The following is a 26728-nucleotide window of genomic DNA, read 5'->3' as shown; positions in this document are numbered from 1 at the left end:
CCGTTATTTTACAAGGATGTAAAATACCGAGCGCCCAAGGATGGCTCGCAGCGTGTCTTGAAGAGGTAGTCCCGGTGCTCCCCATATCCATTGAAGGATTTAGAGCGATTCCGGTTCGTAGCCTAGGTTTGGAGCGAGCCAGCGTTCTGTGTCTGACATCGACATGCCCTTACGCTTGGCGTAGTCCTCAACCTGATCTTCACTGATCTTCGCCACACCAAAGTACTTGGCATCAGGATGGCTGAAGTACCAGCCTGATACAGCTGCTGTCGGCAGCATGGCGTAGCTTTCGGTGAGCGTCATGCCGATGTTGTTTTCGACATCGAGAAGGTCCCACAGCAAGCCTTTCTCGGTGTGATCTGGACAGGCCGGGTAGCCCGGAGCAGGGCGGATGCCTTGGTACTCTTCGCGGATCAGAGCTTCGTTATCTAGGCCCTCGTTGGCGCCATAGCCCCAGTGCTCGCGACGTACATCGGCGTGCATCTTCTCTGCGAGCGCTTCAGCCAGACGATCGGCCAGCGCTTTGACCATGATGGAGTTGTAGTCGTCGTGATCTTTTTCGAACTCGGCAACCATCTCATCTACCCCGATACCTGCTGTTACCGCGAAGGCCCCGCAGTAGTCGGCGATACCGCTCTCTTTCGGTGCGATGTAATCACTCAAACAGTGGTTGTACTTGCCTTCGATCTTCTGCGTCTGCTGGCGCAGATGGTGCACCGTTGTCAGAACTTCGGTACGCGATTCATCTGTATAGAGCTCGATATCATCACCAACTGCATTTGCGGGTACTAAACCGATTACGGCGCGCGCCTGCAGTTTTTTGTTATCGACAATATCCTCAAGCATCGCTTTGGCGTCAGCGTAGAGTTTGGTTGCCTGCTCACCCACAACGTCATCTTCTAAAATGCGCGGGAAGCGACCAGCCAGCTCCCAAGACTGGAAAAATGGCGTCCAGTCGATGTAGTCGATCAGGCTCTCTAAAGAGATATCCTCAAATACCTGAACGCCGAGCTGTTTTGGTTTAGGTGCTGAGTATCCGTCCCAGTTGATCGGTTCAGCGTTAGCGCGTGCCGCCTCAATAGCAACGCGGCGTTGCTCGTTTTGGCGGGCTTTGTGACGCTCGCGGACCGCTTCGTACTCGGTGCGTGTCTCTTCGACAAAGGCGGTGTGCTTCTCCTTGGAGAGCAGGGCAGAGGCAACACCCACCGAACGCGAGGCGTTGGTGACATGCACGACAAGATTGTTCTGGTAGGCAGGTTCAATCTTAACCGCGGTGTGTGCTTTCGAAGTGGTAGCACCACCAATCATTAACGGAATCTCAAAGCCCTGACGCTGCATCTCCTTGGCGACGTGTACCATCTCGTCAAGTGATGGTGTAATCAATCCAGAGAGACCGATGATGTCTGCGTTCTCTTCACGCGCGGTGCGCAGAATGGTCTCTGCCGGCACCATCACGCCCAGGTCGATAATCTCGAAGTTGTTACACTGCAAGACCACGCCCACAATGTTTTTGCCAATATCGTGTACGTCGCCTTTGACTGTTGCCATGATCACTTTGCCGGCTGAGCTGCTCTCGTTACCTTCTTTCTCGGCTTCGATAAACGGCATGAGGTAGGCAACCGCTTTCTTCATAACGCGGGCCGACTTAACCACTTGTGGCAGGAACATCTTGCCTTCGCCAAAGAGGTCACCCACGATACCCATACCGGCCATCAATGGGCCTTCAATCACTTGCAGAGGGCGATCGAACTGGTGGCGGCACTCTTCAACGTCTTCGTCGATGTAATCAGCAATACCCTTAACCAGTGCATGTGACAGACGCTCGTTCACAGGCAGTTCACGCCAAGCGGCATCCTGTTTGGCTGTCTCTGCACTGCCGTCACCGCGGTACTTTTCGGCGAGCTCCAGCATACGCTCTGTACCGTCTGGGCGACGGTTGAGTACGATATCTTCAACGTGCTCGCGTAGCTCCTCTGGCAGATCGTCATAGATCGCCAGCTGACCGGCGTTGACGATACCCATATCCATCCCTTCACGGATAGCGTGGTAGAGGAACACACAGTGAATCGCTTCACGCACTTTGTCGTTGCCGCGGAAAGAGAAGGAGACGTTAGAGACGCCGCCAGAGACCTTAGCGTGAGGCAGATTTTTCTTGATCCAGCCGGTCGCGCGGATAAAGTCGACAGCGTAGTTGTCGTGTTCCTCGATACCGGTGGCGATCGCGAAGATATTCGGGTCGAAGATGATATCCTCGGGTGGGAAACCAACCTTGTCGACTAGCACTCGGTATGAGCGCTCACAGATCTCAATCTTGCGCTCGTAGGTGTCAGCCTGACCTGTCTCGTCAAACGCCATAACAACCACGGCGGCACCGTAGCGGCGCAACAGGCGCGCCTGCTCAATAAACTTCTCTTCACCCTCTTTAAGGCTGATCGAATTGACGATGCCCTTGCCCTGGATGCGTTTGAGACCCTCTTCAAGGATCTCCCACTTGGATGAGTCCAGCATGATTGGCACGCGAGAGATATCAGGCTCGGAAGCGATCAGGTTGAGGAAGCGGATCATCGCCGCTTCGGCATCCAGCATCCCTTCATCCATGTTGATGTCGATGATCTGCGCACCGGACTCTACCTGCTGGCGGGCAACTTCAAGTGCAGTTTCGTAGTCGCCCTCTTTGATCAGGCGGCGGAAACGCGCTGAACCGGTGACGTTGGTACGCTCACCCACGTTCACAAACAGGGTGTCGGCGCCGATGTTGCAAGGCTCAAGGCCAGCAAGACGCGCTTCAACAGCAATCTCAGGCAACTGGCGTGGCGGGTGTTGGATAATACCTTCGCGGATAACACGGATGTGCTCGGGTGTAGTACCACAGCAACCGCCAACAACGTTTACAAAACCGGACTCAACCCACTCGGCGATTTCGTCGCGCATCTCTTGTGCGGTCTCATCGTACTCGCCAAAGGCGTTTGGCAGACCGGCGTTGGGGTGCACTGAGACGTAGGTCTGTGAGATGCGAGATAACTCTTCAACATATTGGCGCAGCTCTTTCGGGCCGAGGGCACAGTTAAGACCGATCGTCAGAGGTTGTGCGTGCCGTACGGAGTTCCAAAACGCCTCAGTAGTCTGGCCCGATAGTGTACGTCCAGACGCATCGGTAATGGTACCGGAGATCATGAGTGGAAGACGTAGGTCGTTTTCGTCAAAATACTTCTCGACGGCGAAGATAGCCGCCTTGGCGTTCAACGTGTCGAAGATTGTTTCGATCATCAGGAGGTCGGCGCCACCTGTTACGAGACCATCGATAGCTTCCATGTAGGAGTCTACTAGCTGATCGAAGGTGATATTGCGAAAGCCCGGATCGTTCACATCCGGAGATATGGTTGCTGTACGGTTTGTTGGACCGAGGACACCCGCTACGAAACGTGGACGGTCTGGCGTCTCAGCGGTCATCTGGTCACAGGCGCGGCGTGCAACCCGTGCAGCTTCAAGGTTGATCTCATGCGTCAGCGTTTCCATCTCGTAGTCGGCCATCGCAATCGACGTGGCGTTAAACGAGTTGGTCTCTACAATGTCGGCACCGGCTTTGAGGTACTCGAGATGAATCGCCTCAATGATCTGTGGCTGTGTCAGTACCAGTAGGTCGTTGTTGCCCTTCACATCACACTGCCAGTCTGCGAAACGCTCACCACGGTAGTCAGCCTCTTCCAGTTTATAAGCCTGGATCATCGTGCCCATGGCACCATCGAGCATCAAAATGCTCTCGTTCAGAAGCTGTTTAAGGCGGTCAAAAGTTTCGCTGTAGTTGCGCACGCAGAACCTCGTGGAAGCTAGATCATTGAATTTCGAGGCGCATATATTAAACGAAAGCGATTCTTTGTGGGCTGAGGGCTATTCAACTATCTGTGAATCCAACTCATCTTACGCCTTACTTTTGTGCAAGTGCGTAATCAGTTTCGACTCGGTAGAATGCGCTCAACTTAACGGGTGCCTGGATTCAGGCTCAACGGGGCAGCAATGTATCAGACCTTTCTCAAAGCCAAACTACACCGTGTAACTGCAACCCATGCGGAACTGCATTACGAGGGCTCCTGCGCAATCGACCAAGACCTCCTTGATGCCTCCGGCATTCACGAATACGAGATGATCCACATCTACAATATCAACAACGGCGAGCGCTTCACCACCTACGCCATCAGTGCAGAGCGGGGCAGCGGTGTGATCTCGGTAAACGGCGCGGCCGCACACCGAGCTAACAAGGGTGACCTGCTGATTATTGGCTCTTATGTGCAACTCGACGAGGAGGAGGCAAAGAGCCACCAGCCTAGACTCTGCTACTTCGAGAATGCGAAGAACGATAGCGGTGAGGGCATTAGCGATGCTGAACTACGTGCGCGCAATAAGATGACAGACTTCAAACGTGCGATCCCAACGCAGAGCGCAGCGATGTAAAAAGCCGCTGTATCTAGAGATTGTCGACAATTTCTCTATTTAGGAAACTGTCTCATACCTTTGGATAGTGTATTCTAACCATCTGAAAATAATGGATATTTAACTCTTTTCGCCTTAAGTCGTATCGGTTTGGAGCTCCACTTTAGATAAGGTGAGCGCCAGTTACTGAATAAAAGTGTCAACAATCTCCCTGTTTGATTACTTAATTCAAGAAAATTGCGCACTTAAACAAGATCGAAAAGGATCGACATCCATGTCATACCAGAGCGAATACCAAGCATCGATTGAGCAGCCAGAGAAGTTTTGGGCTGAGAAAGCAGCAGATCTGCCGTGGTTTAAACAGCCACAGACCATTCTCTCCAAAGACGAGAACGGCATCGATCGCTGGTTTGCTGATGGTGAGATGAACACCTGTTATATGGCGGTCGATTACCATGTAGAGCAAGGGCGTGGTGAACAGGCTGCACTGCTGTATGACTCTCCAGTAACCGGTACCAAGCGGACTGTCACTTACGCAGAACTGCAGGACCAAGTTGCTCGCTTCGCCGGTGTGCTGCGCTCGAAGGGCGTAGAGAAGGGTGATCGTGTTGTTATCTACATGCCCATGATTCCTGAAGCTATAGTTGCAATGCTAGCAACGGCTCGCCTCGGTGCGATCCACTCGGTTGTTTTCGGCGGTTTTGCGCCAAACGAGCTGGCAGTTCGCATCGACGATGCTGAGCCCAAGGCTATCGTAACCGCATCTTGTGGTATCGAGATTGCTAAGGTGCTGCCGTACAAGCCGATGGTGGATGAAGGTATTAAGCTATCAACGCATAAACCTGATTCTGTAATCGTATTCCAACGTGAGCAGGTCACAGCAGAGCTAAATAATGCCGGCGACTGTGATTGGGCTACTGAGATGGCTTCAGCTGAAGCTGTGGCGCCTGTTGCTGTTAAAGGTACCGACCCGCTCTACATTCTTTATACCTCGGGTACCACCGGTAAACCTAAGGGTGTTGTTCGTGATAATGGTGGCCACGCGACCGCACTTAAATACTCAATGAAGGCGATCTACAACGTGGAGGCGGGCGACGTTTACTGGGCTGCTTCGGATGTGGGTTGGGTCGTTGGTCACTCTTACATCGTATACGGACCTCTGTTGGCAGGTTGTAGCACGATTGTTTACGAAGGTAAGCCAGTCCGCACACCTGACGCAGGCGCATTCTGGCGTGTTTGTGAAGAGTACAAGACGAAGATCCTTTTTGCGGCGCCTACGGCTTTCCGTGCGATCAAGAAAGAGGATCCGGACGCGTTGGAAGTCGGCAAATACGACCTGTCCAACCTCAATACTATCTTTATGGCGGGCGAGCGTCTTGATCCACCAACTTATGATTGGACGGTAGAGAAAACCGGCAAGCCTGTTATCGATCACTGGTGGCAGACTGAGACCGGCTGGGCGATCTGTGGCAACCTGATGGGCATTGAGCCGATGCCACCTAAGCCAGGTTCTGCAGCGTTGCCAAGCCCGGGTTTCAACGTACAGATCGTTGATGAGGCGGGGAATGAGCTACCAGCGGGACAGCAGGGTTCTATCGCAATCAAATTACCGCTGCCACCAAGCTGCCTACCAACAGTTTGGGGCGACTTCGATCGCTTCAAGTCGGGTTACCTAAGCGATGTCGAGGGCTTCTATACTTCAGGTGATGGTGGATACAAAGACGAAGATGGTTATGTCTTCATCATGGGTCGTACGGATGATGTGATCAACGTTGCTGGCCACCGCCTCTCTACCGGTGAGATGGAGGAGATCGTTGCAGCGCACCCCGCGGTAGCAGAGTGTGCTGTTATCGGTATCGCTGAGCAGCTCAAAGGCCAGGAGCCTGTTGGTCTGGTCATTCTGAAAGATGGTGTGGATATCGCTGATGAGGATTTGGCAGCTGAGCTGGTGGCTAACATCCGTAAAGAGATTGGTCCTATCGCTTGCTATAAGCGCACCGCAGTCGTTAAGCGTCTTCCAAAAACACGCTCAGGTAAGATCCTGCGTAAACTTTTGCGTCAGATTGCTGATGGTCAGGACTACGTCGTGCCATCAACTATCGATGATCCTGCCAGCCTGCCTGAGATCGAGGGCATTATGCGTGAGAATGGCATGATCGCTTCTTAACTTAGAACTCTGTGCTGTTTTGTAGATAGATTTACTTCTGCCGTGAAGGCCATGGATGGCCGAGAACGGCGATTGTTGGGGCGCTTCGGCGCCCTTTTCTTTGTCTGATTTCCAGTTGTCGATGAAATTTTTTTCACAGATCTAGTGAAAATAGATCGTTTGAGGTCTAGTACTAAGGTCGAATATATTAGCGCCATCTTAATTTAGTTGTCCTTAGTGGAAAGGAGGGACGCCAATATGTCTCGTTACATTGATAAAGAAACTCTGATGGAATTGCTTGATAGCAACGTTCTGACTGAAGCGCAGAAAATTGAACTGGCGCGTGCTTACACAGCACAGCAACGCAAAGCGAACTACTCTGAGGGTGCAAGCCTGGTTGTAAAGGTTTGGAAAACCATCGTTGATCAGGTGATCAACCACCGTGCACTGCAGACGATCTTTAGCTCACCGCTGATGCGCGGACAGCACTAAGTAGCTCGGCTACTGAGTTTCGAAAAGGAGGCTTCGGCCTCCTTTTTATTAGTTGCGACAGCCGCTTTGCGGATATCCCTTATATGGACCCACCCGTTTGTTGCAAGACCGTTTTGACTCGATAGAAGTAGATTGCACGCTTATATCCGGCCTCTCAGTTTGGGCGTATCCACCCGGGCCATTATGAGATGTGCTCTTGCTGTTCTTATCTCCTACCCGGCTTCTTGGTGAGCCACAGGGATCTTCAGATTTTCAGCAAGTCGATCTTATCTGTCGTGTCTTAACGTTCTGCGCAACTCTTTGGTTGGGTTTAACTCTATTTATCCTGCCTTGGGCAGGCTCCGTACTACGTTGGTTACAACGCTTTGTAATCTCTTTCGTTTACTAAGCAGCTCCAGGCGATACGGGCTAGCTTGTTTGCGATCGCTACCACGATCTTGTTTACGTGCTTGCCTGAAGCCCTCAAGCCTTGTGCCCACAAGCCAAGTCGGCTGCTTTCGGGGCATTTCTCTAGTGAGCGGTATGCAGCCCTCGCGCCGTGTACCAGTTGCTTGCGCAACTGTCGATTTCCTCGTTTACTGATCCCCAGTAACACGTCTTTACCACCGCTTGAGTGCTGGGCGGGCACCAAGCCTAACGAGGCGGCTAGGTCGCGACTGCCCCGGTATGATTGACCATTCCCCGCATACGCAACCAGCAAGGTCGATATGACTGGGCCTACACCAGGTATCGTCATCAACCGTTTACAGCGCGCATCAGACCTAGCGATCTTTTCGATCCGTGAGGTGTAGTAATCAACTCGATCATCACAGCGTAGCCACTCCTCTCTCAGATCAGCAATGATCTCTCTTAAGCTATAACTTAACCCGTTTGAAGCGTCCTCAAGTATCAACGCGACCTCGTAGCGAGTTGCAGCATGTCCGCGCTTTACTACGATGCCCTGTTCTGCAAGCAGTCCTCTTATCCGGTTGCCGGTGCGGGTTCGGTTGTTAACCGAGTCTTCGCGGACTCGGTGCAAAGCCTGTAGGTCAAGCTGTTCAGTTGTTTTGACGGCTACTACCGGTGCCTGCTCTCGGGACGCTGCCTCCGCAATCGCTGCGGCATCCCGTTTATCATTTTTATTAACCCGCACGTACGCCTTTACGTAGCCAGGCGGGATGATCTTCACATGATGGCCATACTGCTCGAACAACTTGGCCCAATAGTGAGCACCACCGCACGCCTCAATACCAATAATGCATTTGGGTTGTTTAGCTATAAACTTAGCGACCTCTGCGCGCTTGAGCTGACGCGAAAACGTCTGTTTACCACTGCTCGTCATACCGTGAGCTTGAAAAACACTCTTCGCCAGATCGATACCAATAATGCTAGTCTTATTCATGTGGACCCCCTTCTTGGATGCCGTACTTGATTGATCTTTCAAAACCAATCTTGGCACAGAGTGGGTGGGTCCATCACATTTCCTACAGCCCTTCGCCATAGCCTCGGGTTATCTCACAAATCTCCACACGGTAGCCTTGGTACCAGGCTGATCTACCCAGTTGCTGCGCCTCAATATGAAGCTCATCCGCCTTCCAACGTTTGATGCTATCCAGATCGGGCCAGTAAGAGAGCGCGATCTCCTGTTTGCCTTGGGTGGCGCTGACAAATTCAGTACAGCCATAGTCGTTTATCGCCCGATCACGTAACTTTGCTGCCAAATCGGAGTATTTCGCATCGATTTCAGCAATTTTCGCGGTAAATATCACAATGTACATAGCTACTCCTCACGACTTTTTGTTGGAGCCGCCTCGAAGAGGTGACGATTGCGGTACCAAGCGGAGCATAAAACAAAAATCCCCGCCGAGGCGGGGATTTTTTTAACACTAAGTCGGTTACTTCGCGTCCGGATGGTTGCGCATCTTCTCGCCAGTGTAGAGCTGACGTGGGCGACCGATCTTGTTTGGACCAGAGTGGAATTCGCTCCAGTGAGAGATCCAACCGATGGTTCGAGACAGTGCAAAGATTACTGTGAACATCGAGGTTGGAATACCGATCGCTTTCAGGATGATGCCTGAGTAGAAGTCGACATTCGGGTAGAGTTTGCGCTCTACGAAGTACGGATCTTCCAGTGCGATGCGCTCCAGCTCTTTGGCGATAGCCAACTGTGGATCGTTCTCGATACCCAGTTCAGCCAGTACTTCGTCACAGGTCTTCTTCATAACTTTGGCGCGTGGGTCAAAGTTACGGTAAACACGGTGGCCGAAGCCCATCAGTCGGAACGGATCGTTAGGATCTTTCGCTTTCTGGATGAACTCAGGAATGTTCTTAACATCACCAATTTCGCTCAGCATGTGCAGTACAGCTTCGTTTGCACCGCCGTGTGCAGGACCCCACAGGGCAGCAATACCGGCAGCGATACAGGCGAATGGGTTAGCACCTGAAGAGCCTGCCAGGCGAACAGTTGAAGTTGATGCGTTCTGCTCGTGGTCAGCGTGAAGGATAAAGATCTTATCCATCGCTCTGGCTAGGGTTGGGCTCGCTTTGTAGTCATCACAAGGTGTGCCAAACATCATGCGCAAGAAGTTCTCGGCATAACCCAGGTCGTTGCGTGGGTACATAAACGGCTGGCCGATTGAGTACTTGTAACACATCGCTGCTAGTGTAGGCATTTTCGCGATCAGACGGTATGCACAGACTTCGCGGTGGTGCGGGTCGTTGATATCGAGTGAGTCGTGGTAGAAGGCAGAGAGAGCACCAACAACACCACACATGATCGCCATGGGGTGAGCATCACGACGGAAGCCGCGGAAAAACTGGCTCAATTGCTCGTGCACCATAGTATGGTGAGTCACAGTATGAACGAACTTTGCTTTCTCCTCTGCATTTGGCAGTTCACCATTCAACAGAAGAAAGCAGACATCCATGTAGTCAGCGTGGTCAGCCAGTTGCTCAATGGGGTATCCGCGGTGGAGCAGGATGCCTTTGCCGCCATCGATATATGTGATCTTAGATTCACAAGAGGCGGTTGAAACGAAACCTGGGTCGTAAGTGAACAGACCTTCACCCGTCAGTGGGCGTACGTCGATAACGTCTGGACCTTCGGTGCCGGAGTAAATCGGCAGTTCGATATCCTTGTCGATACCATCGACGCTTAGACGTGCTGTTTTTTCAGCCATGTGTGGCTCCTCTTTACTATCTGGAAATGCAAGGCGAGGTTACCGCTGCATCTGTGAAGTCGCTCGTGGATAAACCAGCGACAAAAAAGGCTGTTCCACTATAGAGAGGGCAAACTTTTTGTCAATCCAACTTTTTGCGCTGCAGCACGGCAACTAGACCAATATGTAATGAGGTTATTCCGAACGATTTATAAATATCGACTAAGGTCTGAAATCCAATATTTGCGCATTAAACAATAGGCTATGGATGGTCCATTTGCGTTGTCACGCTGAAACAAATTGATATAATGCGGCCCCGTGAAATTGCGCACTGCAATATGGCATAAGCTTATGCTGGCAGGCTATTTCTTAATGGTCCTGACGGACGCTTCAAAGGTTCCTTCTAGAGCTTATTAACGAAGCGCCGCGTTTTAGGTACTACCTAGTAACCGAGGCCCCGCAAGAGGGCAGTAGAGTGTGAACTAGAGCCGTGAACAAAAAACGACCTGTAAACCTAGATCTACGTACAATCAAACAGCCTTTACCGGCTATTACCTCCATTCTGCACCGTGTGTCAGGTGTTGTGCTGTTCGTTGGCGCAATCTTCATGATGTACGCACTGAGCCTCTCGCTTGAGTCTCAGGCAGGTTTCGACCAAGCAGCCGCCATGCTTACTGACTCTTTTATCGCGAAGTTCATCGCTTGGGGTCTGACATCGGCGCTCCTGTACCACTTCTTCGCAGGTCTGAAGCACCTCGTGATGGACGCTGGCTACTGGGAAGAGATCGAATCTGGAAAAGCAGCCGCTAAAGCGACACTTGCGATCGCTGTGGTAGCCATTCTGCTGGCAGGAGTATGGATATGGTAACTTCTATTACAAGTTTTGGTCGTAGTGGTCTCTACGACTGGATGATGCAGCGCGTTACAGCGGTTGTGTTGGCGGCTTACACCGTCTTTATGCTGGGCTACCTGCTACTTAACCCTCAATTGGACTATGCGCAGTGGTCAGGCCTGTTTGAAGGCACGGCTATGAAGATCTTCACGCTGCTCGCTATGCTCTCTATGGTTGCGCACGCTTGGATCGGCATGTGGTCTGTATCGACCGACTACATCAAACCGACTGGCATCCGTTTTGTATTCCAGTCCGTGTGTGGCCTGCTGGCGTTTATTTACGTCGTGTGGGGCATCCAGATTCTTTGGGGGGTTTAATCGATGTCTAAGCTACGTACGCTCTCTTTTGATGCGATCGTTGTTGGCGGTGGTGGCGCAGGTATGCGTGCCGCACTGCAACTTGCACAGTCAGGTCTAAACACTGCTTGTGTAACTAAAGTTTTCCCAACTCGTTCTCACACTGTATCGGCTCAGGGTGGTATCACCTGTGCGATCGCAAGTGCTGATCCGAACGATGATTGGCGCTGGCACATGTATGACACCGTCAAGGGGTCAGACTACATTGGTGACCAGGACGCTATCGAGTACATGTGTTCTGTAGGTCCACGCGCAGTATTCGAACTTGACCATATGGGTTTGCCTTTCTCTCGTACTGAAACCGGCCGTATCTACCAGCGTCCATTTGGTGGTCAGTCGAAGAACTTCGGTGAGGGCGGTCAGGCTGCTCGTACCTGTGCTGCAGCTGACCGTACTGGTCACGCGCTGCTGCACACGCTGTACCAGGCGAACATGAAGGCGGGAACGACCTTCTTGAACGAGTGGTATGCACTCGATCTGGTCAAGAACTCTGATGGCTCGGTTGTGGGTTGTACCGCAATCTGTATCGAGACTGGCGAGACCGTATACATCAAGGCAAAAGCTACTGTTCTAGCAACAGGCGGCGCCGGCCGTATCTACGCATCAACAACTAACGCATTGATCAATACCGGTGACGGTATGGGTATGGCACTGCGTGCAGGTGTTGCGGCGCAGGATATGGAGATGTGGCAGTTCCATCCAACCGGTATTGCCGGTGCAGGTACTCTGGTAACAGAGGGCTGTCGCGGTGAAGGTGGTTACCTGGTCAACAAAGATGGTGAGCGCTTCATGGAGCGTTACGCTCCAAACGCTAAAGACCTCGCAGGTCGTGACGTCGTTGCTCGCTCGATGATTCTTGAGATTCTTGAGGGTCGAGGCTGTGGTCCTGATGGCGATCATGTATACCTGAAGCTCGATCACCTGGGTGAAGAAGTTCTGCACTCGCGTCTGCCAGGTATCTGTGAGCTGTCTATGACATTCGCAGCGGCTGACCCAGTTAAAGAACCGATCCCAGTTGTTCCAACCTGTCACTACATGATGGGTGGTGTGACCACCAACATCGGTGGTCAGGTTATCAACCCAGATCCAGAGACGGGTGAAGATAAGATCGTTAACGGTCTGTTCGCTTGTGGTGAAGTTGCTTGTGTATCTGTACACGGTGCTAACCGCCTCGGTGGTAACTCACTGCTCGACCTAGTTGTATTCGGTCGCGCTTGTGGTCTGCAGATTGAGCAGCAGATGCGAGATGGCTACGAAGTTAATGATGCAACTGACGAGCAGATCGCTGCTGCGCTGGCGCGCGTTGATCGTCTCAATAGCACAACAGGCGGCGAGAAGGTTGCCGATGTTCGTAAAGACCTGCAGCAGACTATGCAGCTCTACTTCGGCGTGTTCCGTGATGGTGATGCGATGGAAGAGGGCCTTAAGAAGCTGAAGTCAATCCGCGAGCGCGTTGCCAACGTACACCTGGAAGACAAGAGCAGCTACTTCAATACAGCACGTATTGAGGCGCTGGAGCTGGAAAACCTCATGGAAGTTGCTGAAGCAACTGCGATCGCTGCATATGAGCGTAAAGAGTCACGCGGCGCACACGCCCGTAACGACTTTACCGAGCGTGATGATGAGAACTGGCTCTGTCACTCTGTCTTCTACCCACAAACTAAAACGCTGGGCAAGCGTGCCGTAAACTTCGCGCCGAAGACTATGGAAGCTTTCCCACCAAAAGTTCGTACATACTAAGGAGCGGTCACGATGTTAGTTAGTGTATATCGTTACAATCCTGAGAGTGATGACAAGCCATACATGCAGGATATCCACATCGATATCCCGGGTGGCAAAGACATCATGGTGCTGGACCTTCTTCACCTCCTGAAGGAGAAAGATTCATCAATGACTTTCCGTCGCTCATGCCGTGAGGGTGTGTGTGGCTCAGATGGTCTGAACATGAACGGTACCAACGGCCTGGCATGTATCACTCCGCTCTCTGCTGTGGTGAAAGATGACAAATTGGTACTACGTCCGCTGCCTGGTCTACCGGTTATCCGTGACCTTGTTGTCGATATGTCCCAGTTCTACAAGCAGTACGAGAAGATCAAGCCGTTCTTGATCAACGACACACCAGCGCCTGCTATCGAGCGTCTGCAGTCGCCTGAAGAGCGTGCTGAGCTGGACGGCCTGTACGAGTGTATTCTCTGTGCATGTTGTTCGACCTCTTGTCCGTCGTTCTGGTGGAACCCAGACAAGTTCATCGGTCCATCAGGTCTGCTGCAGGCTTACCGCTTCTTGGCGGACAGCCGTGATACAGCGACTCGCGAGCGTCTTGCAGACCTAGATGATCCGTTCTCAGTGTTCCGTTGCCACGGCATCATGAACTGTGTGAACGTATGTCCTAAGGGCCTGAACCCGACCAAGGCGATTGGTAAGATCCGTAACATGCTGATTCAGCAGGCTACCTGATCTCTACCTCCTCCAAAGAAACCCGCCATCCGGCGGGTTTTTTATTGGGGTCAGACCGGGTTTTCTCCCAAATCAGCCTTTGCTGTATTAGCGTAAAGCCGGGTCTAACCCTGGTTAACAGATTCCGGCAGTGGCGCCCGGTGATAGCTGCTCTGGAGACGCTATAAATACATCCTTGTACGCTTCGTGTTTTCATCCCTGAAAACAAGACTCCAGAGTAGCTATCACCGGGCGCTTTTGCCTGCGGGTAAAGCGGCCTTGGGCTGTCGCTATTCAGGTAGCTTCATAGAGCCAGAGGATGAGGTAGCAGACCGGTAGGAGTGCGAGTGTGTAGGGGATGTTAGCCCGCAGGAGGTCGCGCGCGCGGACTCCATAGCGCCCCTGCAGGATGATCTGGTTGCCGGCGAGTGGCGAGGCAGTGGAGCCCATCGACCAGGACATTAGCAGGGTGATGGCGAGGAGGTTGGGGTCTTCGGTTGCGGGCATCAGTGTGGCGCCGGCGATTAGGTTGCTGGTGACAGGGTGGACGCCGACGAGGGATAGGGCGACCAGAAGCGTTAGGGTGATGCAGGCGGCGAGGGCGTCGAAGTTGTTAGGTGCAAGGTCTATCTGCAGAGCGCTCTGAATGGCGCTGGTGCCGGCCGCCAGTACGGTTGAGGAGATGAATAGCGCTATCTCTCCACGGATGTTGGGAAGGCCTTCACTGATGTGATTGCTAAAGCGCCTGCTTGCCTCGCGAGCAGGGTGTTGAATAAACAGTATTGCCAGTACCAGTAGGATCGATAGTGACGAGACCAGCATGATCACTGAGAATTGTGGCAGCAGGTAGTGCAGCAGTAATACCGCTGCCGCAAGCCCGAGGGGTAGTTTCAGGCTGTCGACAGAGATTGGGTATCCCTCGAACTGGGCGATATCTGATCGGCGAGTAAGTTGTAGATAGGTGATGGCGAGAGCGGCAATTCCGGCTGCGGCTGTGTAGGGTAAGAAACGTGCTAGTTCTGAGCCCGGTGCACTAATGAGTGTGACACCCATTGCTGCAAAAAAGGGCGACCAAAAAGCGCAAATCGCGAACGAGCGGGTTAGTGTAACTCCCTGAATTGAAGTTAATTTCCCCTCCCTCTTAAGTCGCTCAGCAACCAGTACCATAGCCGACACATTGATCACCGTAGAGATTAAGAGAGTGCTCAGAAAGGTACGCTTGAAACCACTTTTTCCGCTCTTCTGGCCGGTATCGCTCGAAAGTTTTGTGGTCACCTGAAGAAAGCTGATTGCTGCGAGTAACGTGATGATCAATTGATTTGCATTCAGTAGTGGGTTGAGCCAGTTTGCGTCGGGTGAGAGCCAGAGTGAGTAACCCAAAAGTGCGATTCCAGGTGACATTACAGCGATATTTTGCACCTTTTGACGGCGATTAAGTTTGCCTATATTCAGTAGAAAAAAGATCCAGATAGCAATCCCGGCCGCTGCGCTGGTGCTGTTTAGTCGTATCTGCGAATCCGCCGTCAAAAGGATGGCGACTAGAAGAAACCACCCGCTGGCTCTGATAGCGATGTTTGAGTTGAGTATGGTCACTGTAGTTATGTCGTTACTACGCCGAAGTTAGCCGGTTTTAGGCGGAAATGAGTTAAGGATCGCTTCTTAATTTCTTATGATCTTAAGTTATTCTAAATCATTATAAACATCTGATTACTTTAGTATTAATAAAGTATATTCGAACTGTAAAGTCCGGCAAAAAGGCGTAAACTATGCACGTTTTTACAGCGATAGCACTGCTACAAGCACAAAAAATATAAGATCGTACAGATCGCCTGAAAACATTTCGAACCATTAGGGCATGGAACAGACAGACTTCAAAAGAGTCGTCGCGGGTCCAGCATCCCCCAAACGCAGGGTAAATGTGAAATGCAAGACGGTATGATGGAGCATCTTTGGAAGAATGCTCATCTCTACGGCGGCAACCTCTCATACGTTGAAGAACTATACGAACAGTACCTGATCGATCCCAACTCGATCCCGCCGCAATGGCGTGATGAGTTTGATCAGCTTCCGAAGGTTGAAGGCAACCACAGCCAAGATATTCCCCTCGCTCCCATCCGCGATCACTTTCAGTATCTAGCAAAGAACTCCAAGCGCGCCCAGCCAGCTGTCGTGTCGAGTGTAAGCTCTGAGCACGAGAAGAAGCAGGTTCAGGCGTTGGCGCTGTTCAATGCGTACCGTCAGCGCGGCCATCAGCACGCGAAGATTGACCCGCTGAATCTGATTAATCGTGAGCAGGTTGCTGACTTGAGTCTGCGCTACCACGGTTTGAGCGAAGCTGATTACGATACAGTTTTCCGTTTGGGTGATCTGCAGTTTGGCAAGGAAGAGGCGACTCTGCGTGAGATCGTTAACGACCTTGAGATGACCTACTGTGACACCCTTGCGACTGAGTACATGCATATCGTCGACACCGAACAGCGTGTTTGGTTGCAGTCTCGTCTAGAGCCTGTGCGTGCCCATCCTCAAGCGACCCAAGAGCGCAAGCTGATGGTGCTCGAGCGTCTGACAGCGGCTGAGGGCCTCGAGAAATACCTCGGTTCTCGGTACGCAGGTGCTAAGCGCTTCGGTCTTGAAGGGGGTGAGTCGCTAATCGTTTCACTGAACACCCTGATTCAACGCGCCGGTAAACGCGGTGCGAAAGAGGTTGTCATCGGTATGGCCCACCGTGGTCGTCTGAACACCCTTGTAAATATCTTTGGCAAGAACCCATCTGACCTCTTTGGTGAGTTTGAAGGCAAGAAGCTTGTTACTAGTTCGGGTGACGTGAAGTACCACCAGGGCTTCTCTTCAAACGTCATGACAGAGGGTGGCGAAGTTCACTTGGCGATGGCGTTTAACCCGTCTCACCTTGAGATCGTTGCGCCCGTAGTTGAGGGTTCTGTGCGTGCACGTCAGGATCGCCGTAACGATCCGGTCGGCACGACCGTTGTTCCAGTAAATATCCACGGTGATGCTGCGTTTGCGGGTCAGGGCGTTGTGATGGAGACATTGCAGATGTCTCAGACTCGCGCTTATAAGACCGGCGGAACCATCCACATCGTTATCAACAACCAGGTTGGTTTCACCACGTCCAAGCCCGAAGATGCACGTTCTACGGAGTACTGTACTGACGTTGCGAAGATGGTTGAGACACCTATTTTCCACGTCAACGGCGACGACCCTGAAGCGGTCCGTTTCGTGACTCAATTGGCAGTTGATTTCCGCAACGAGTTCAAGAAAGACGTGGTTATCGATCTCGTGTGTTACCGCCGTCGCGGTCACAACGAAGCAGACGAACCATCTGGCACTCAGCCAGTAATGTACAGCCAGATCAAGAAGCAGAAGACTACGCGTGAGCTTTACGCGGAGCAGTTGATCGCCGAAGGTGTGCTGACCGCAGAGCAGAGCAAAGAGCTCGAGAAGCAGTATCGGTCTGACCTCGAAAACGGCAAGCACGTTGCGCACTCGCTGGTGCTTGAGCCAAACGAAGAGCTGTTCGTTGACTGGCGTCCTTACCTGGGTCATGAGTGGAGCTTTGATTGCGACACCGGCGTGGACATTAAGCTGCTAACTGAGCTGGCGAGCAAGATTGCGACTCTGCCAGAGAACTTCAGTGTCCAGCGTCAGGTGGCTAAGATTTATGAAGACCGTCGTAAGATGGCACACGGTGGTATGGCAGCTAACTGGGGCTTCGCTGAGACTCTAGCTTACGCCACGCTGTTGGCTGAAGGTCATCCGGTGCGTATTACCGGTCAGGACGTAGGTCGTGGTACCTTCTCGCACCGTCACGCCGTGCTGCACGATCAGCGCGATGCGACAACCTACACGCCGCTCTGTCACCTGTCAGAAGGGCAGCCAGATTTTGATCTGTACGACTCATTCCTGTCGGAAGAGGCGGTACTGGCCTTTGAATACGGCTACGCAACGACTACACCTAACGCACTGGTCATCTGGGAAGCACAGTTTGGTGACTTCGCTAACGGTGCGCAGGTTGTGATCGACCAGTTTATCACCTCAGGTGAGACCAAGTGGCAGCGCCTCTGTGGTCTGACGATGCTTCTGCCACACGGCTTTGAAGGTCAGGGCCCTGAGCACTCATCAGCACGTCTGGAGCGCTTCCTGCAGCTTTGTGCTGAGCACAACATTCAGGTGTGTGTACCAACGACGCCGGCTCAGATCTTCCATCTGTTGCGTCGTCAGGTTGCACGTCCACTACGCAAACCGCTGGTGGTTATGTCACCTAAATCTCTGCTGCGTCACAAGCAGGCGATCTCTTCACTCGAAGAGATGGCTGAAGGTGGCTTCAAGCCGGTCATCGGCGAAGCAGATGCACTCGACAATAAGAAAGTGAAACGTGTGGTTCTCTGTTCCGGTAAGGTCTACTACGACCTCTACAACCGTCGCGAAGAACTAGAGAAGACCGATACAGCGATTCTGCGTGTTGAGCAGCTCTACCCATTCCCAGAGAAAATTCTGTCGGACGAGCTGGCACAGTACGAAAATCTCGAAACGGTCGTTTGGTGTCAGGAAGAGCCTATGAACCAAGGCGCTTGGTACTGTTCGCAGCACCACATGCGTGCATCGCTGCGTGCCGCGCATCCTGATCTGCATCTTGAAGGTGTGGGTCGTCCGCACGCCGCTGCACCGGCAGTAGGTTACATGTCGGTTCACGCTGAACAGCAAGACAAACTGGTAAACGACGCTCTGGGCACAAACTAAGCCTAAGCTAACTCGAAACGAGTACACGACTTTTAGAAAGGGTAAAACATGTCAATCGAAATCAAAGCGCCAACTTTTCCAGAATCTGTAGCAGACGGCACCGTCGCTACCTGGCACAAGCAGCCTGGTGAGGCTGTATCGGCGGACGAACTGATTGTTGATATTGAAACAGATAAAGTTGTGCTGGAGGTTGTTGCTCCAGCGGACGGCGTTATCAAAGAGATCGTTAAGGGCGAAGGCGAGACTGTCCTGAGTGACGAAGTGATCGCGCACTTTGAAGCGGGCGCAGCAGGCGCTGCAGCTCCAGCGGCCGCTGCGGCTCCAGCAGCGGCTCCAGCGGGCGATGCGGATAAAGTGGGTCCAGCAGCACGTAAGCTGATCGACGAGAACGGTTTGGATGCTTCACAGATCCCGGGTACTGGCAAGAACGGCGGTATCACTAAAGAAGACGTTGTTAACTACATGGCGAACAAGGCTTCTACACCAGCGCCTGCTCCTGCGGCAGCGCCGGCTGCGCCTGCAGCCGCGGCTCCTGCTGTCAGCGTTGACACTGGCGCGCGTGTAGAGAAACGCGTACCGATGACACGCCTGCGCGCCACTATCGCTAAACGCCTAGTAGAAGCGCAGCAGAACGCTGCAATGCTCACAACGTACAACGAAGTGAACATGAAACCGGTTATGGATCTGCGTAAGCAGTACAAAGACCTGTTTGAGAAGACTCATAACGGCACACGTCTGGGCTTCATGAGCTTCTTCGTTAAAGCAGCGACTGAAGCACTCAAGCGCTTCCCAGCGGTGAACGCATCTATCGATGGTAACGATATGGTTTACCACGGTTACCAGGATATCGGTGTGGCGGTATCGACTGAGCGTGGTCTGATGGTTCCCGTTCTGCGTGATACTGACCAGATGGGTCTGGCTGAAGTTGAAGCGACTATCGCTGACTTCGGTAAGCGCGGTCGTGAAGGTAAGCTCGGCATTGATGATATGCAGGGCGGTACATTCACCATCACTAACGGGGGTGTATTCGGTTCACTGATGTCTACTCCAATCCTGAATCCACCACAGACTGCAATCCTGGGTATGCACAAAATCCAAGAGCGTCCCATGGCGGTTAATGGTCAGGTTGTGATTTTGCCAATGATGTACCTGGCACTGTCATACGATCACCGTATGATCGATGGCAAAGAGGCAGTACAGTTCCTTGTGACTATCAAGGACCTGCTGGAAGATCCAGCACGTATGCTGCTTGACGTCTAAGGCCTCGATAAAGAATTCAAGAGACAGGAAAAGTTAATGTCTGACAAGTTTGACGTAATTGTAATTGGTGCCGGCCCTGGTGGTTATGTGGCGGCTATTCGTGCAGCACAGCTCGGTCTGAAGACGGCCTGTGTTGAGAAGTGGGTTGATGACAAAGGTACAGCGGTACTCGGTGGTACCTGTCTGAACGTCGGTTGTATCCCATCTAAAGCGCTGCTGGAAACCACTCATAAGTTGCATGAAGCCCAGCACGGCTTCGCGGCTCAGGGTATCGTTGCCGAAAACGTTCGTATCGACACCAAAGCGATGGTTGAGCGTAAGAACGGCATCGTTAAGAACCTGACTGGCGGTATCACAGGTCTATTCAAAGCCAACGGTGTCACTCTGCTTCAGGGTATGGGTAAGCTGCTTGGTGGCAAGGTTGTCGAAGTGACTGCCGCTGACGGCAGCAAGAGCACGCACGAAGCTGAGAACGTAATTCTGGCTTCAGGCTCTGTACCTGTTGAGATCCCACCAGCACCACTGACCGAGGGTCTGATCCTCGACAACGCTGGCGCACTCGACATTGATGAGACTCCAGAGCATCTTGGCATCATCGGTGCCGGTGTTATCGGTCTTGAGATGGGCTCTATCTGGGCGCGTTGTGGCTCTAAAGTGACTGTGCTGGAAGCGATGGATGACTTCCTGGCACTGGCCGACATTGATGTTGCTAAAGAAGCTAAGAAATTGCTGACCAAGCAGGGTCTAGATATCAAGCTGGGTGCGCGTTGTACTGGCACTGAGGTGATTGACGGTAAGCAGGTTAAAGTTAAGTACACCGACTCTGAAGGTGACAAAGAGCTGGTTGTTGATAAGCTGATCGTAGCGGTAGGCCGTAAGCCTCAGACTCAGGGCCTGTTGGGCACTGACTCTGGCGTTAAGCTGGACGAGCGCGGCTTTATCTTCGTTGACGAAAACTGCCGTACTGAAGTCCCAGGCGTTTACGCTATCGGTGACTCAGTGCGCGGCCCAATGCTGGCGCACAAAGCGTCAGAAGAGGGTATCATGGTTGCAGACATCATTGCGGGCCACAAAGCTGCAATGAACTACGACTGCATCCCTAACGTGATTTACACCTTCCCTGAGATGGCTTGGGTCGGTAAGACCGAGCAGGACCTCAAAGCGGAAGGCGTTAAGTATAAGAGTGGCAAGTTCCCGTTCGCGGCCTCTGGTCGTGCCATGGCGGCGAACGCAACTGAAGGATTCGTTAAGATCCTGGCTGATGAAGTCACCGATCGTATCCTGGGTGTGCACATTGTCGGTGGCATCGCATCTGAGCTGATCGCTCAGGGTGTTATCGCAATGGAGTTCGCATCTAGTGCGGAAGATCTACAGCTGACTGTCTTCGCTCACCCGACTGTATCGGAAGCGATTCACGAAGCTGCACTGGCAGTGGATAACCACGCTATCCACATCGCCAACCGCAAAAAACGCTAAGTGCCGTTAACTGCTCACCCTCTGGCCACAAGCCAGAGGGCGATTCAGTTCGGCCTTTCGACGGGTATTCCCGTACGACTAACGAGATTGAGAAACGGATCAAAGTATGAATCTTCATGAGTACCAGGGTAAACAGCTGTTTGCCGAGTATGGTCTGCCAGTGTCTAAGGGCATTGCAGTGGACACTCCAGAAGCAGCCGCTGAAGCAGCCAAGCAGATTGGTGGCGACAAGTGGGTTGTAAAAGCACAGGTTCACGCCGGTGGCCGCGGTAAAGCGGGCGGTGTAAAACTGGTTGATAGCCCAGAAGAAGCAGCACAGTTCGCTAAAGATAAGCTCGGTACTAACCTGGTGACCTACCAGACTGACGCTAACGGTCAGCCTGTCTCTAAAATCCTGGTTGAAACTTGCACTGATATCGCTAACGAACTGTACCTCGGTGCGGTTGTAGACCGCTCTTCACGCCGTATCGTTTTCATGGCGTCTACTGAGGGTGGTGTAGAGATCGAGAAAGTTGCACACGAGACTCCAGAGAAAATTCTGAAAGCAACTATCGACCCACTGACTGGCGCACAGCCATACCAGGGCCGTGAACTGGCGTTCAAACTGGGTCTGGAAGGTGATCAGATCAAGCAGTTCGTTAAGATCTTCATGGGTCTGGCGCAGATGTTCGAAGAGAAAGATCTGGCACTGCTCGAGATCAACCCGCTGGTTATCACTGATGCCGGCAACCTGCACTGTCTGGACGCTAAAGTCGTTATCGATGGCAACTCTGTTTACCGTCACAAAGATATTCAGGCGATGGAAGATCCATCACAGGAAGACGAGCGTGAAGCACGCGCGGCTGAGTGGGATCTTAACTACGTAGCCCTGACTGGCAACATCGGTTGTATGGTTAACGGTGCTGGCCTGGCGATGGGTACGATGGATATCGTCTCTCTGCACGGCGGTTTCCCAGCTAACTTCCTGGACGTTGGTGGCGGCGCGACTAAAGAGCGTGTTACTGAAGCGTTCAAGATCATCCTGGAAGACTCTAAAGTTAAAGCGGTTCTGGTTAACATCTTCGGCGGTATCGTACGTTGTGACCTGATCGCTGAAGGTATCATCGGCGCTGTTAAAGAAGTGGGCGTTGAAGTACCAGTCGTTGTTCGCCTTGAAGGTAACAACGCTGACCTCGGCTCTAAACTGCTGTCCGAGTCTGGACTCGACATCATCGCGGCTACCAGTCTGACTGATGCTGCACAGCAGGCAGTTAAAGCAGCAGGAGGCAACTAATCATGTCAGTACTAATTAACAAAGACACTAAAGTAATCTGTCAGGGTTTCACTGGCGGTCAGGGTACTTTCCACTCTGAACAGGCTATTGCGTACGGCACCAAAATGGTTGGCGGCGTAACACCAGGCAAAGGTGGTACTACTCACCTGGGTCTGCCTGTATTCAACACCGTTGCTGAAGCTGTTGAAGCGACTGGCGCAACTGCATCTGTTATCTACGTTCCAGCGCCTTTCTGTAAGGACTCTATCCTAGAAGCGGCTAACGCAGGTATCGAGCTGATCGTATGTATTACTGAGCACATCCCGGTAATGGACATGCTGCAGTGTAAAGTTAAGTGTGACGAGCTAGGCGTTCGCCTGATCGGTCCTAACTGTCCAGGTGTTATTACTCCTGGGGAGTGTAAGATCGGTATCATGCCAGGTCACATCCACCTGCCAGGTAAAGTCGGCATCGTTTCTCGTTCAGGTACTCTGACGTACGAAGCGGTTAAGCAGACGACTGATGCTGGTTTCGGCCAGTCTACCTGTGTTGGTATCGGTGGTGACCCAATCCCTGGTTCTAACTTCATCGACATTCTGGAGATGTTCCAGAACGACCCACAGACCGAAGCGATCGTTATGATCGGTGAGATCGGTGGTTCAGCTGAAGAGGAAGCTGCGGCATACATCAAGGCTAACGTAACTAAGCCTGTTGTCTCTTACATTGCTGGTGTAACTGCACCTCCAGGCAAGCGCATGGGTCACGCTGGTGCGATCATCTCTGGCGGTAAGGGTACAGCTGACGAGAAGTTCGCTGCACTTGAAGACGCTGGCGTTAAGACTGTTCGCTCACTGGCTGATATCGGTGTTGCACTGGCTGAGATCACTGGCTGGGAAATGAAGTAAGTCATTTACCTGCTATGAAAAAAGGCGACCCTCTTTTTAAGAGCGTCGCCTTTTTTAGGCCCGCCATGATGCTCGTTTGGGGCTCTGGGTAGGAGGGATCTACACAAAGCGTATGTTCCCGACCCTATCTGGCTTAAACCTGACTGCCTCACGCCGTCTGGAACTACCTATCCAGACGCGCTGCGAGCCATCCGTGGGCGCTCGGTGATTTACATCCTTGTAAATCAACGGTCTGGATAGGTAGTCCCAGCCGGCCGGTGTCCCTGTGTATACAGCCGAATAAACACGGCGCTGAGGTTGCCTCCGAAGCAAAGTAGGTCAGCTCTTGAGCTGACATTATTACCTCTAACTACCTCTTACACTGGCTGGTCAAATAACCCCGGCCTTTCGTCGACTCAAGAGTCGACCTACTCTGGCTGTATCAGCCAGCTGAGAGCCTCTTCAATATCGCCTTCGGTAAAGGCAGTGTGCTTACGATCGGTATATGCCTGCAGACGCTTGGGCTCGGTGGCCGCTTCGAAGAGCTCGATACCAAATCGATAGGGTATAACGGCGTCATCCTCGCTGTGCATCACCACCATGGGCTCGGTGATCTCTTGAATCTTTGTGATTGAATCGAACCGGTGATTCAGTAGCGAATCGACAGGTAGCCAAGGGTAGTCGGCTTTCGCCATTGCGGCGATGCTGGTGTAGGGCGCGGCGAAGATGATTCCAGCGAAGTCACGCTCAGTTCCCAGCTGTGCTGCCACACCGGTGCCTAGAGACTCGGCGTATAAATAGAGGTTCTCAGCTGGAAGCTGCATGGTTTCAAGCCAATCAAACACAGCGCGGGCGTCGGTGTACATTCCAGTTTCACTCGGGGTGCCGGTGCTTTGGCCGTAGCCTCGCCAGCTGAATATCACCAACCCGCGTCCATCGTTACCTAGGTCGGTTATTAGGCGTTTGCGGGTGCTCAGGTTGCCGGCGTTGCCGTGTAGATAGACGAGGGTGGGCTGGTTTGGTTGAGCAGGGCGGTGCCAAAGTTGGAGGCGTTCGCCATCGGGTGTGTCGATCCAGTGTTCAATTGCGCCAGGAAAGACACTATCGATTGGATTAACCTTAGAGTCTGGTTTAAAAATCAACGATTCCTGCGCTGCGTACATATACCCACTTGCACCCAAATATAAGGCTGCACCCAGTCCCACAATTCCAGCTACAACACGCTTCACACCATCGACTCCAAAAGTAGGTCGGCTTTAAAGCCGACAATTTCACGAGAATACTACGAAACCGATCGTATGAGGGATCTACGCAAAGCGTACGTTCCCGACATCGTTCTAAATCGCGTCGTTCGGCTGCGCCTCACAACCCTCGTACAGGGGATCTACTTCAGTGAGAGGGATCTGAGCGAAGCGAAGGTCGCGACAGCGAGCTTTCAAGCGCCAACAAAAAAGGGACCCGCTCGCGCTAGATCCCTTTTGCCAGTTACAGTGGTTACTACCTTTTATCAAAAGCCGCACGAACTAGCTTCATCAATCCTTGGGTAGACTGATCGTAGTCCTTAGTAGATTCATCGATATTCTGGCTGATCTCATTAGCCAGACGCTTGCCGAGCTGTACACCCCACTGGTCAAACGAGTTGATGTTCCAGATTGCACCCTGAACAAAGACCTTGTGCTCGTACAGGGCGATCAGCGCGCCAAGGCTACGCGGGCTTATGCGATCGAGAAGAATCACGTTTGACGGACGGTTGCCTGGGCAGGTCTGGTACTCCAGCAAGCCATCAGAGTTGTCACCGTTCATAAAGGCGTTCGCCTGGGCCAGCATGTTAGTTAACAGGGCAAAGTGGTGCTCTGCCGTCTGGTCATCAGTCTCGAGTGAGCCGATAAAGTCGATCGGAACGAAACGCGTGCCCTGGTGCAGAAGCTGGAAGAAGGCGTGCTGACCATTCGAGCCAGTCTGACCCCAAACGATTGGGCCGGTAGCGTAATCAACCTGATTGCCATCAACATCAACCGACTTGCCGTTGGACTCCATATCGAGCTGCTGCAGGAAGGCAGGTAGCTGGTGCAGTGCCTGATCGTAAGGGATCACCGCCTGGGTCTCTGCGCCTAGGAAGTTGATGTACCAGATGCCGATCAATGCCATCACCACGGGCATATTCTGCTCGAGCGGCGCATTGAGGAAGTGCTGGTCCATCTCATAGGCGCCTTCCAGCAGCTCGATAAAGCCCTCGTAGCCAATCGATAGTGCGATTGGTAGGCCAATGCTTGACCATAGAGAGTAGCGACCGCCAACCCAAGCCCAGAATTCGAAGATATTCTCTTGACGAATGCCGAACTCCATTGCCGCAGCTTGGTTAGTCGACACCGCGACAAAGTGCTGGCCGATATCGGCATCATCTCCGGCGTTCTTGAAGAACCACTTACGTGCTGTCTGAGCGTTGAGTAGCGTCTCTTGAGTCGAGAAGGTCTTAGTAGAGACAATAAAGAGGGTGGTTTCTGGCTTAAGGCTCTTCAGCACCTTCTTGATATGCTGGCCATCAACGTTTGAGACGAAGTGGAGTTTGAGGTCTGGATGCTTAGCATGAAGCAGCGCGCGCACCGTCATATTAGGGCCGAGGTCTGATCCACCGATACCGATATTGACGATGTCGGTGATGCGGTTGCCTTTACAGCCTTTCCACTCACCACTGCGAACCTTCTCGCTGAACTCTTTGAGTTTCTCAAGGCTCGCGCGGATAGCTGGCATCACATCTTCGCCGTCTACAACCACAGGCTCGTCGCCGCGGTTACGCAGAGCGGTGTGCAGTACTGGACGCTTCTCGGTGACGTTGACGATATCGCCCGAAAACATCTGCGCGCGACGTTGGCGCAGTGGTGAGTGCTCGGCCAAGTCGATCAGGGCGTTCATGATCTCGTCATTGACCTTGTTCTTCGAGAAGTCGAGGAACAGCTCACCTAAACGCAGGCTCATCCTGTCAAAACGTTTTTCATCCTGGGCAAAGTAATCCGAGATATTGTCGTTGCGTGTATCCTCTGCCAGCTTGGCGAGCTTTTTCCATGAAACAGAAGAGCTGAGTAGGTTCATTGCGATTCAATCCTTAAAAAGGTCTTCGGTAGATTGCGTACATATGTAGCACTTTAACTATCAGCGGGTACTACATCTTTGTTGCAATCTTAACAAAAACTGAAGCAAAGACCGCGTTTTT

At 52.4% G+C, this 26728-nt stretch carries 19 protein-coding genes; 12 read left to right on the top strand and 7 right to left on the bottom strand.

Translation table 11 applies throughout. From position 1 onward, the window contains the following. Window positions 1-99: 99 nt before the first annotated feature. Window positions 100-3810, bottom strand: coding sequence for a methionine synthase (gene metH, locus AC1WNR_RS10115; RefSeq protein ID WP_481644368.1), 3711 nt, complete (start codon window positions 3808-3810; stop codon window positions 100-102). Window positions 3811-4014: 204 nt separating this feature from the next. On the opposite strand from metH, the gene panD reads away from it, so the two are divergent. From panD to AC1WNR_RS10100, 3 genes are all read left to right on the top strand, one after another. Then, the gene (gene panD / locus AC1WNR_RS10110) at window positions 4015-4449 is read left to right on the top strand and encodes an aspartate 1-decarboxylase (protein ID WP_481644367.1); all 435 of its coding nucleotides are present in this window, start codon (window positions 4015-4017) and stop codon (window positions 4447-4449) included. Window positions 4450-4702: 253 nt separating this feature from the next. Continuing rightward, complete coding sequence (locus AC1WNR_RS10105; protein WP_481644366.1) at window positions 4703-6595, top strand: propionyl-CoA synthetase; 1893 nt, start codon at window positions 4703-4705, stop codon at window positions 6593-6595. A gap of 237 nt (window positions 6596-6832) precedes the next feature. After that, window positions 6833-7066: a hypothetical protein gene (locus AC1WNR_RS10100; RefSeq protein WP_481644365.1), complete on the top strand. Its 234-nt coding sequence runs from the start codon at window positions 6833-6835 to the stop codon at window positions 7064-7066. A gap of 355 nt (window positions 7067-7421) precedes the next feature. Here AC1WNR_RS10100 and AC1WNR_RS10095 read toward each other — a convergent pair whose 3' ends face one another. The 3 genes from AC1WNR_RS10095 to gltA form a co-directional block, all read right to left on the bottom strand. After that, window positions 7422-8447 (bottom strand): IS110 family RNA-guided transposase, encoded by a 1026-nt coding sequence (locus AC1WNR_RS10095; protein WP_481642805.1) that lies wholly within the window; start codon window positions 8445-8447, stop codon window positions 7422-7424. Between the two features lie 82 nt (window positions 8448-8529). Further along, complete coding sequence (locus tag AC1WNR_RS10090; protein ID WP_481644364.1) at window positions 8530-8823, bottom strand: antibiotic biosynthesis monooxygenase family protein; 294 nt, start codon at window positions 8821-8823, stop codon at window positions 8530-8532. 117 nt (window positions 8824-8940) lie between these two features. After that, window positions 8941-10224 carry a citrate synthase gene (gene gltA / locus AC1WNR_RS10085; RefSeq protein ID WP_481644363.1) on the bottom strand — a complete coding sequence of 428 codons (1284 nt, stop codon included), beginning with the start codon at window positions 10222-10224 and terminating at the stop codon, window positions 8941-8943. A gap of 469 nt (window positions 10225-10693) precedes the next feature. On the opposite strand from gltA, the gene sdhC reads away from it, so the two are divergent. From sdhC to AC1WNR_RS10065, 4 genes are read left to right on the top strand one after another with little or no spacing between them, the layout of a single operon-like run. Further along, on the top strand, window positions 10694-11071 hold the full coding sequence (gene sdhC / locus AC1WNR_RS10080) for a succinate dehydrogenase, cytochrome b556 subunit (protein WP_481644362.1): 378 nt from the start codon (window positions 10694-10696) through the stop codon (window positions 11069-11071). Continuing rightward, a complete protein-coding gene (gene sdhD / locus AC1WNR_RS10075; protein ID WP_481644361.1) occupies window positions 11065-11412 on the top strand; it encodes a succinate dehydrogenase, hydrophobic membrane anchor protein in 348 nt (115 codons plus the stop codon). Before sdhC ends, sdhD begins: the two co-directional genes overlap by 7 nt. A gap of 3 nt (window positions 11413-11415) precedes the next feature. After that, window positions 11416-13191 carry a succinate dehydrogenase flavoprotein subunit gene (gene sdhA / locus AC1WNR_RS10070; RefSeq protein ID WP_481644360.1) on the top strand — a complete coding sequence of 592 codons (1776 nt, stop codon included), beginning with the start codon at window positions 11416-11418 and terminating at the stop codon, window positions 13189-13191. 12 nt (window positions 13192-13203) lie between these two features. Further along, window positions 13204-13908: a succinate dehydrogenase iron-sulfur subunit gene (locus AC1WNR_RS10065; protein WP_481644359.1), complete on the top strand. Its 705-nt coding sequence runs from the start codon at window positions 13204-13206 to the stop codon at window positions 13906-13908. A 273-nt stretch (window positions 13909-14181) separates the two neighbouring features. Here AC1WNR_RS10065 and AC1WNR_RS10060 read toward each other — a convergent pair whose 3' ends face one another. Then, window positions 14182-15288, bottom strand: coding sequence for a hypothetical protein (locus AC1WNR_RS10060; RefSeq protein ID WP_481644358.1), 1107 nt, complete (start codon window positions 15286-15288; stop codon window positions 14182-14184). A gap of 522 nt (window positions 15289-15810) precedes the next feature. Between AC1WNR_RS10060 and AC1WNR_RS10055 the strand changes: the two genes are divergently transcribed. From AC1WNR_RS10055 to sucD, 5 genes are all read left to right on the top strand, one after another. Then, window positions 15811-18645 (top strand): 2-oxoglutarate dehydrogenase E1 component, encoded by a 2835-nt coding sequence (locus AC1WNR_RS10055; protein ID WP_481644357.1) that lies wholly within the window; start codon window positions 15811-15813, stop codon window positions 18643-18645. Between the two features lie 48 nt (window positions 18646-18693). Further along, entirely contained in the window at window positions 18694-19905 is a 1212-nt protein-coding gene (gene odhB, locus AC1WNR_RS10050) for a 2-oxoglutarate dehydrogenase complex dihydrolipoyllysine-residue succinyltransferase (RefSeq protein ID WP_481644356.1), read from the top strand. Window positions 19906-19941: 36 nt separating this feature from the next. Next, window positions 19942-21381, top strand: coding sequence for a dihydrolipoyl dehydrogenase (lpdA, locus tag AC1WNR_RS10045; RefSeq protein WP_481644355.1), 1440 nt, complete (start codon window positions 19942-19944; stop codon window positions 21379-21381). Window positions 21382-21487: 106 nt separating this feature from the next. After that, window positions 21488-22654 (top strand): ADP-forming succinate--CoA ligase subunit beta, encoded by a 1167-nt coding sequence (sucC, locus tag AC1WNR_RS10040; protein ID WP_481644354.1) that lies wholly within the window; start codon window positions 21488-21490, stop codon window positions 22652-22654. 2 nt (window positions 22655-22656) lie between these two features. Then, a complete protein-coding gene (gene sucD / locus AC1WNR_RS10035; RefSeq protein ID WP_481644353.1) occupies window positions 22657-23538 on the top strand; it encodes a succinate--CoA ligase subunit alpha in 882 nt (293 codons plus the stop codon). 407 nt (window positions 23539-23945) lie between these two features. On the opposite strand, the gene AC1WNR_RS10030 is transcribed toward sucD, so the two are convergent. Both AC1WNR_RS10030 and pgi read right to left on the bottom strand, forming a co-directional pair. Then, window positions 23946-24746, bottom strand: coding sequence for an alpha/beta hydrolase (locus AC1WNR_RS10030; protein WP_481644352.1), 801 nt, complete (start codon window positions 24744-24746; stop codon window positions 23946-23948). Window positions 24747-25014: 268 nt separating this feature from the next. Beyond that, the gene (pgi, locus tag AC1WNR_RS10025; protein ID WP_481644351.1) at window positions 25015-26607 is read right to left on the bottom strand and encodes a glucose-6-phosphate isomerase; all 1593 of its coding nucleotides are present in this window, start codon (window positions 26605-26607) and stop codon (window positions 25015-25017) included. Window positions 26608-26728 lie beyond the last annotated feature (121 nt).

It is taken from the genome of Marinobacterium marisflavi (genome assembly GCF_982447095.1).
The sequence above is the reverse complement of the archived record's forward strand: the minus strand, read 5'-3'. Positions and strand labels throughout refer to the sequence as shown.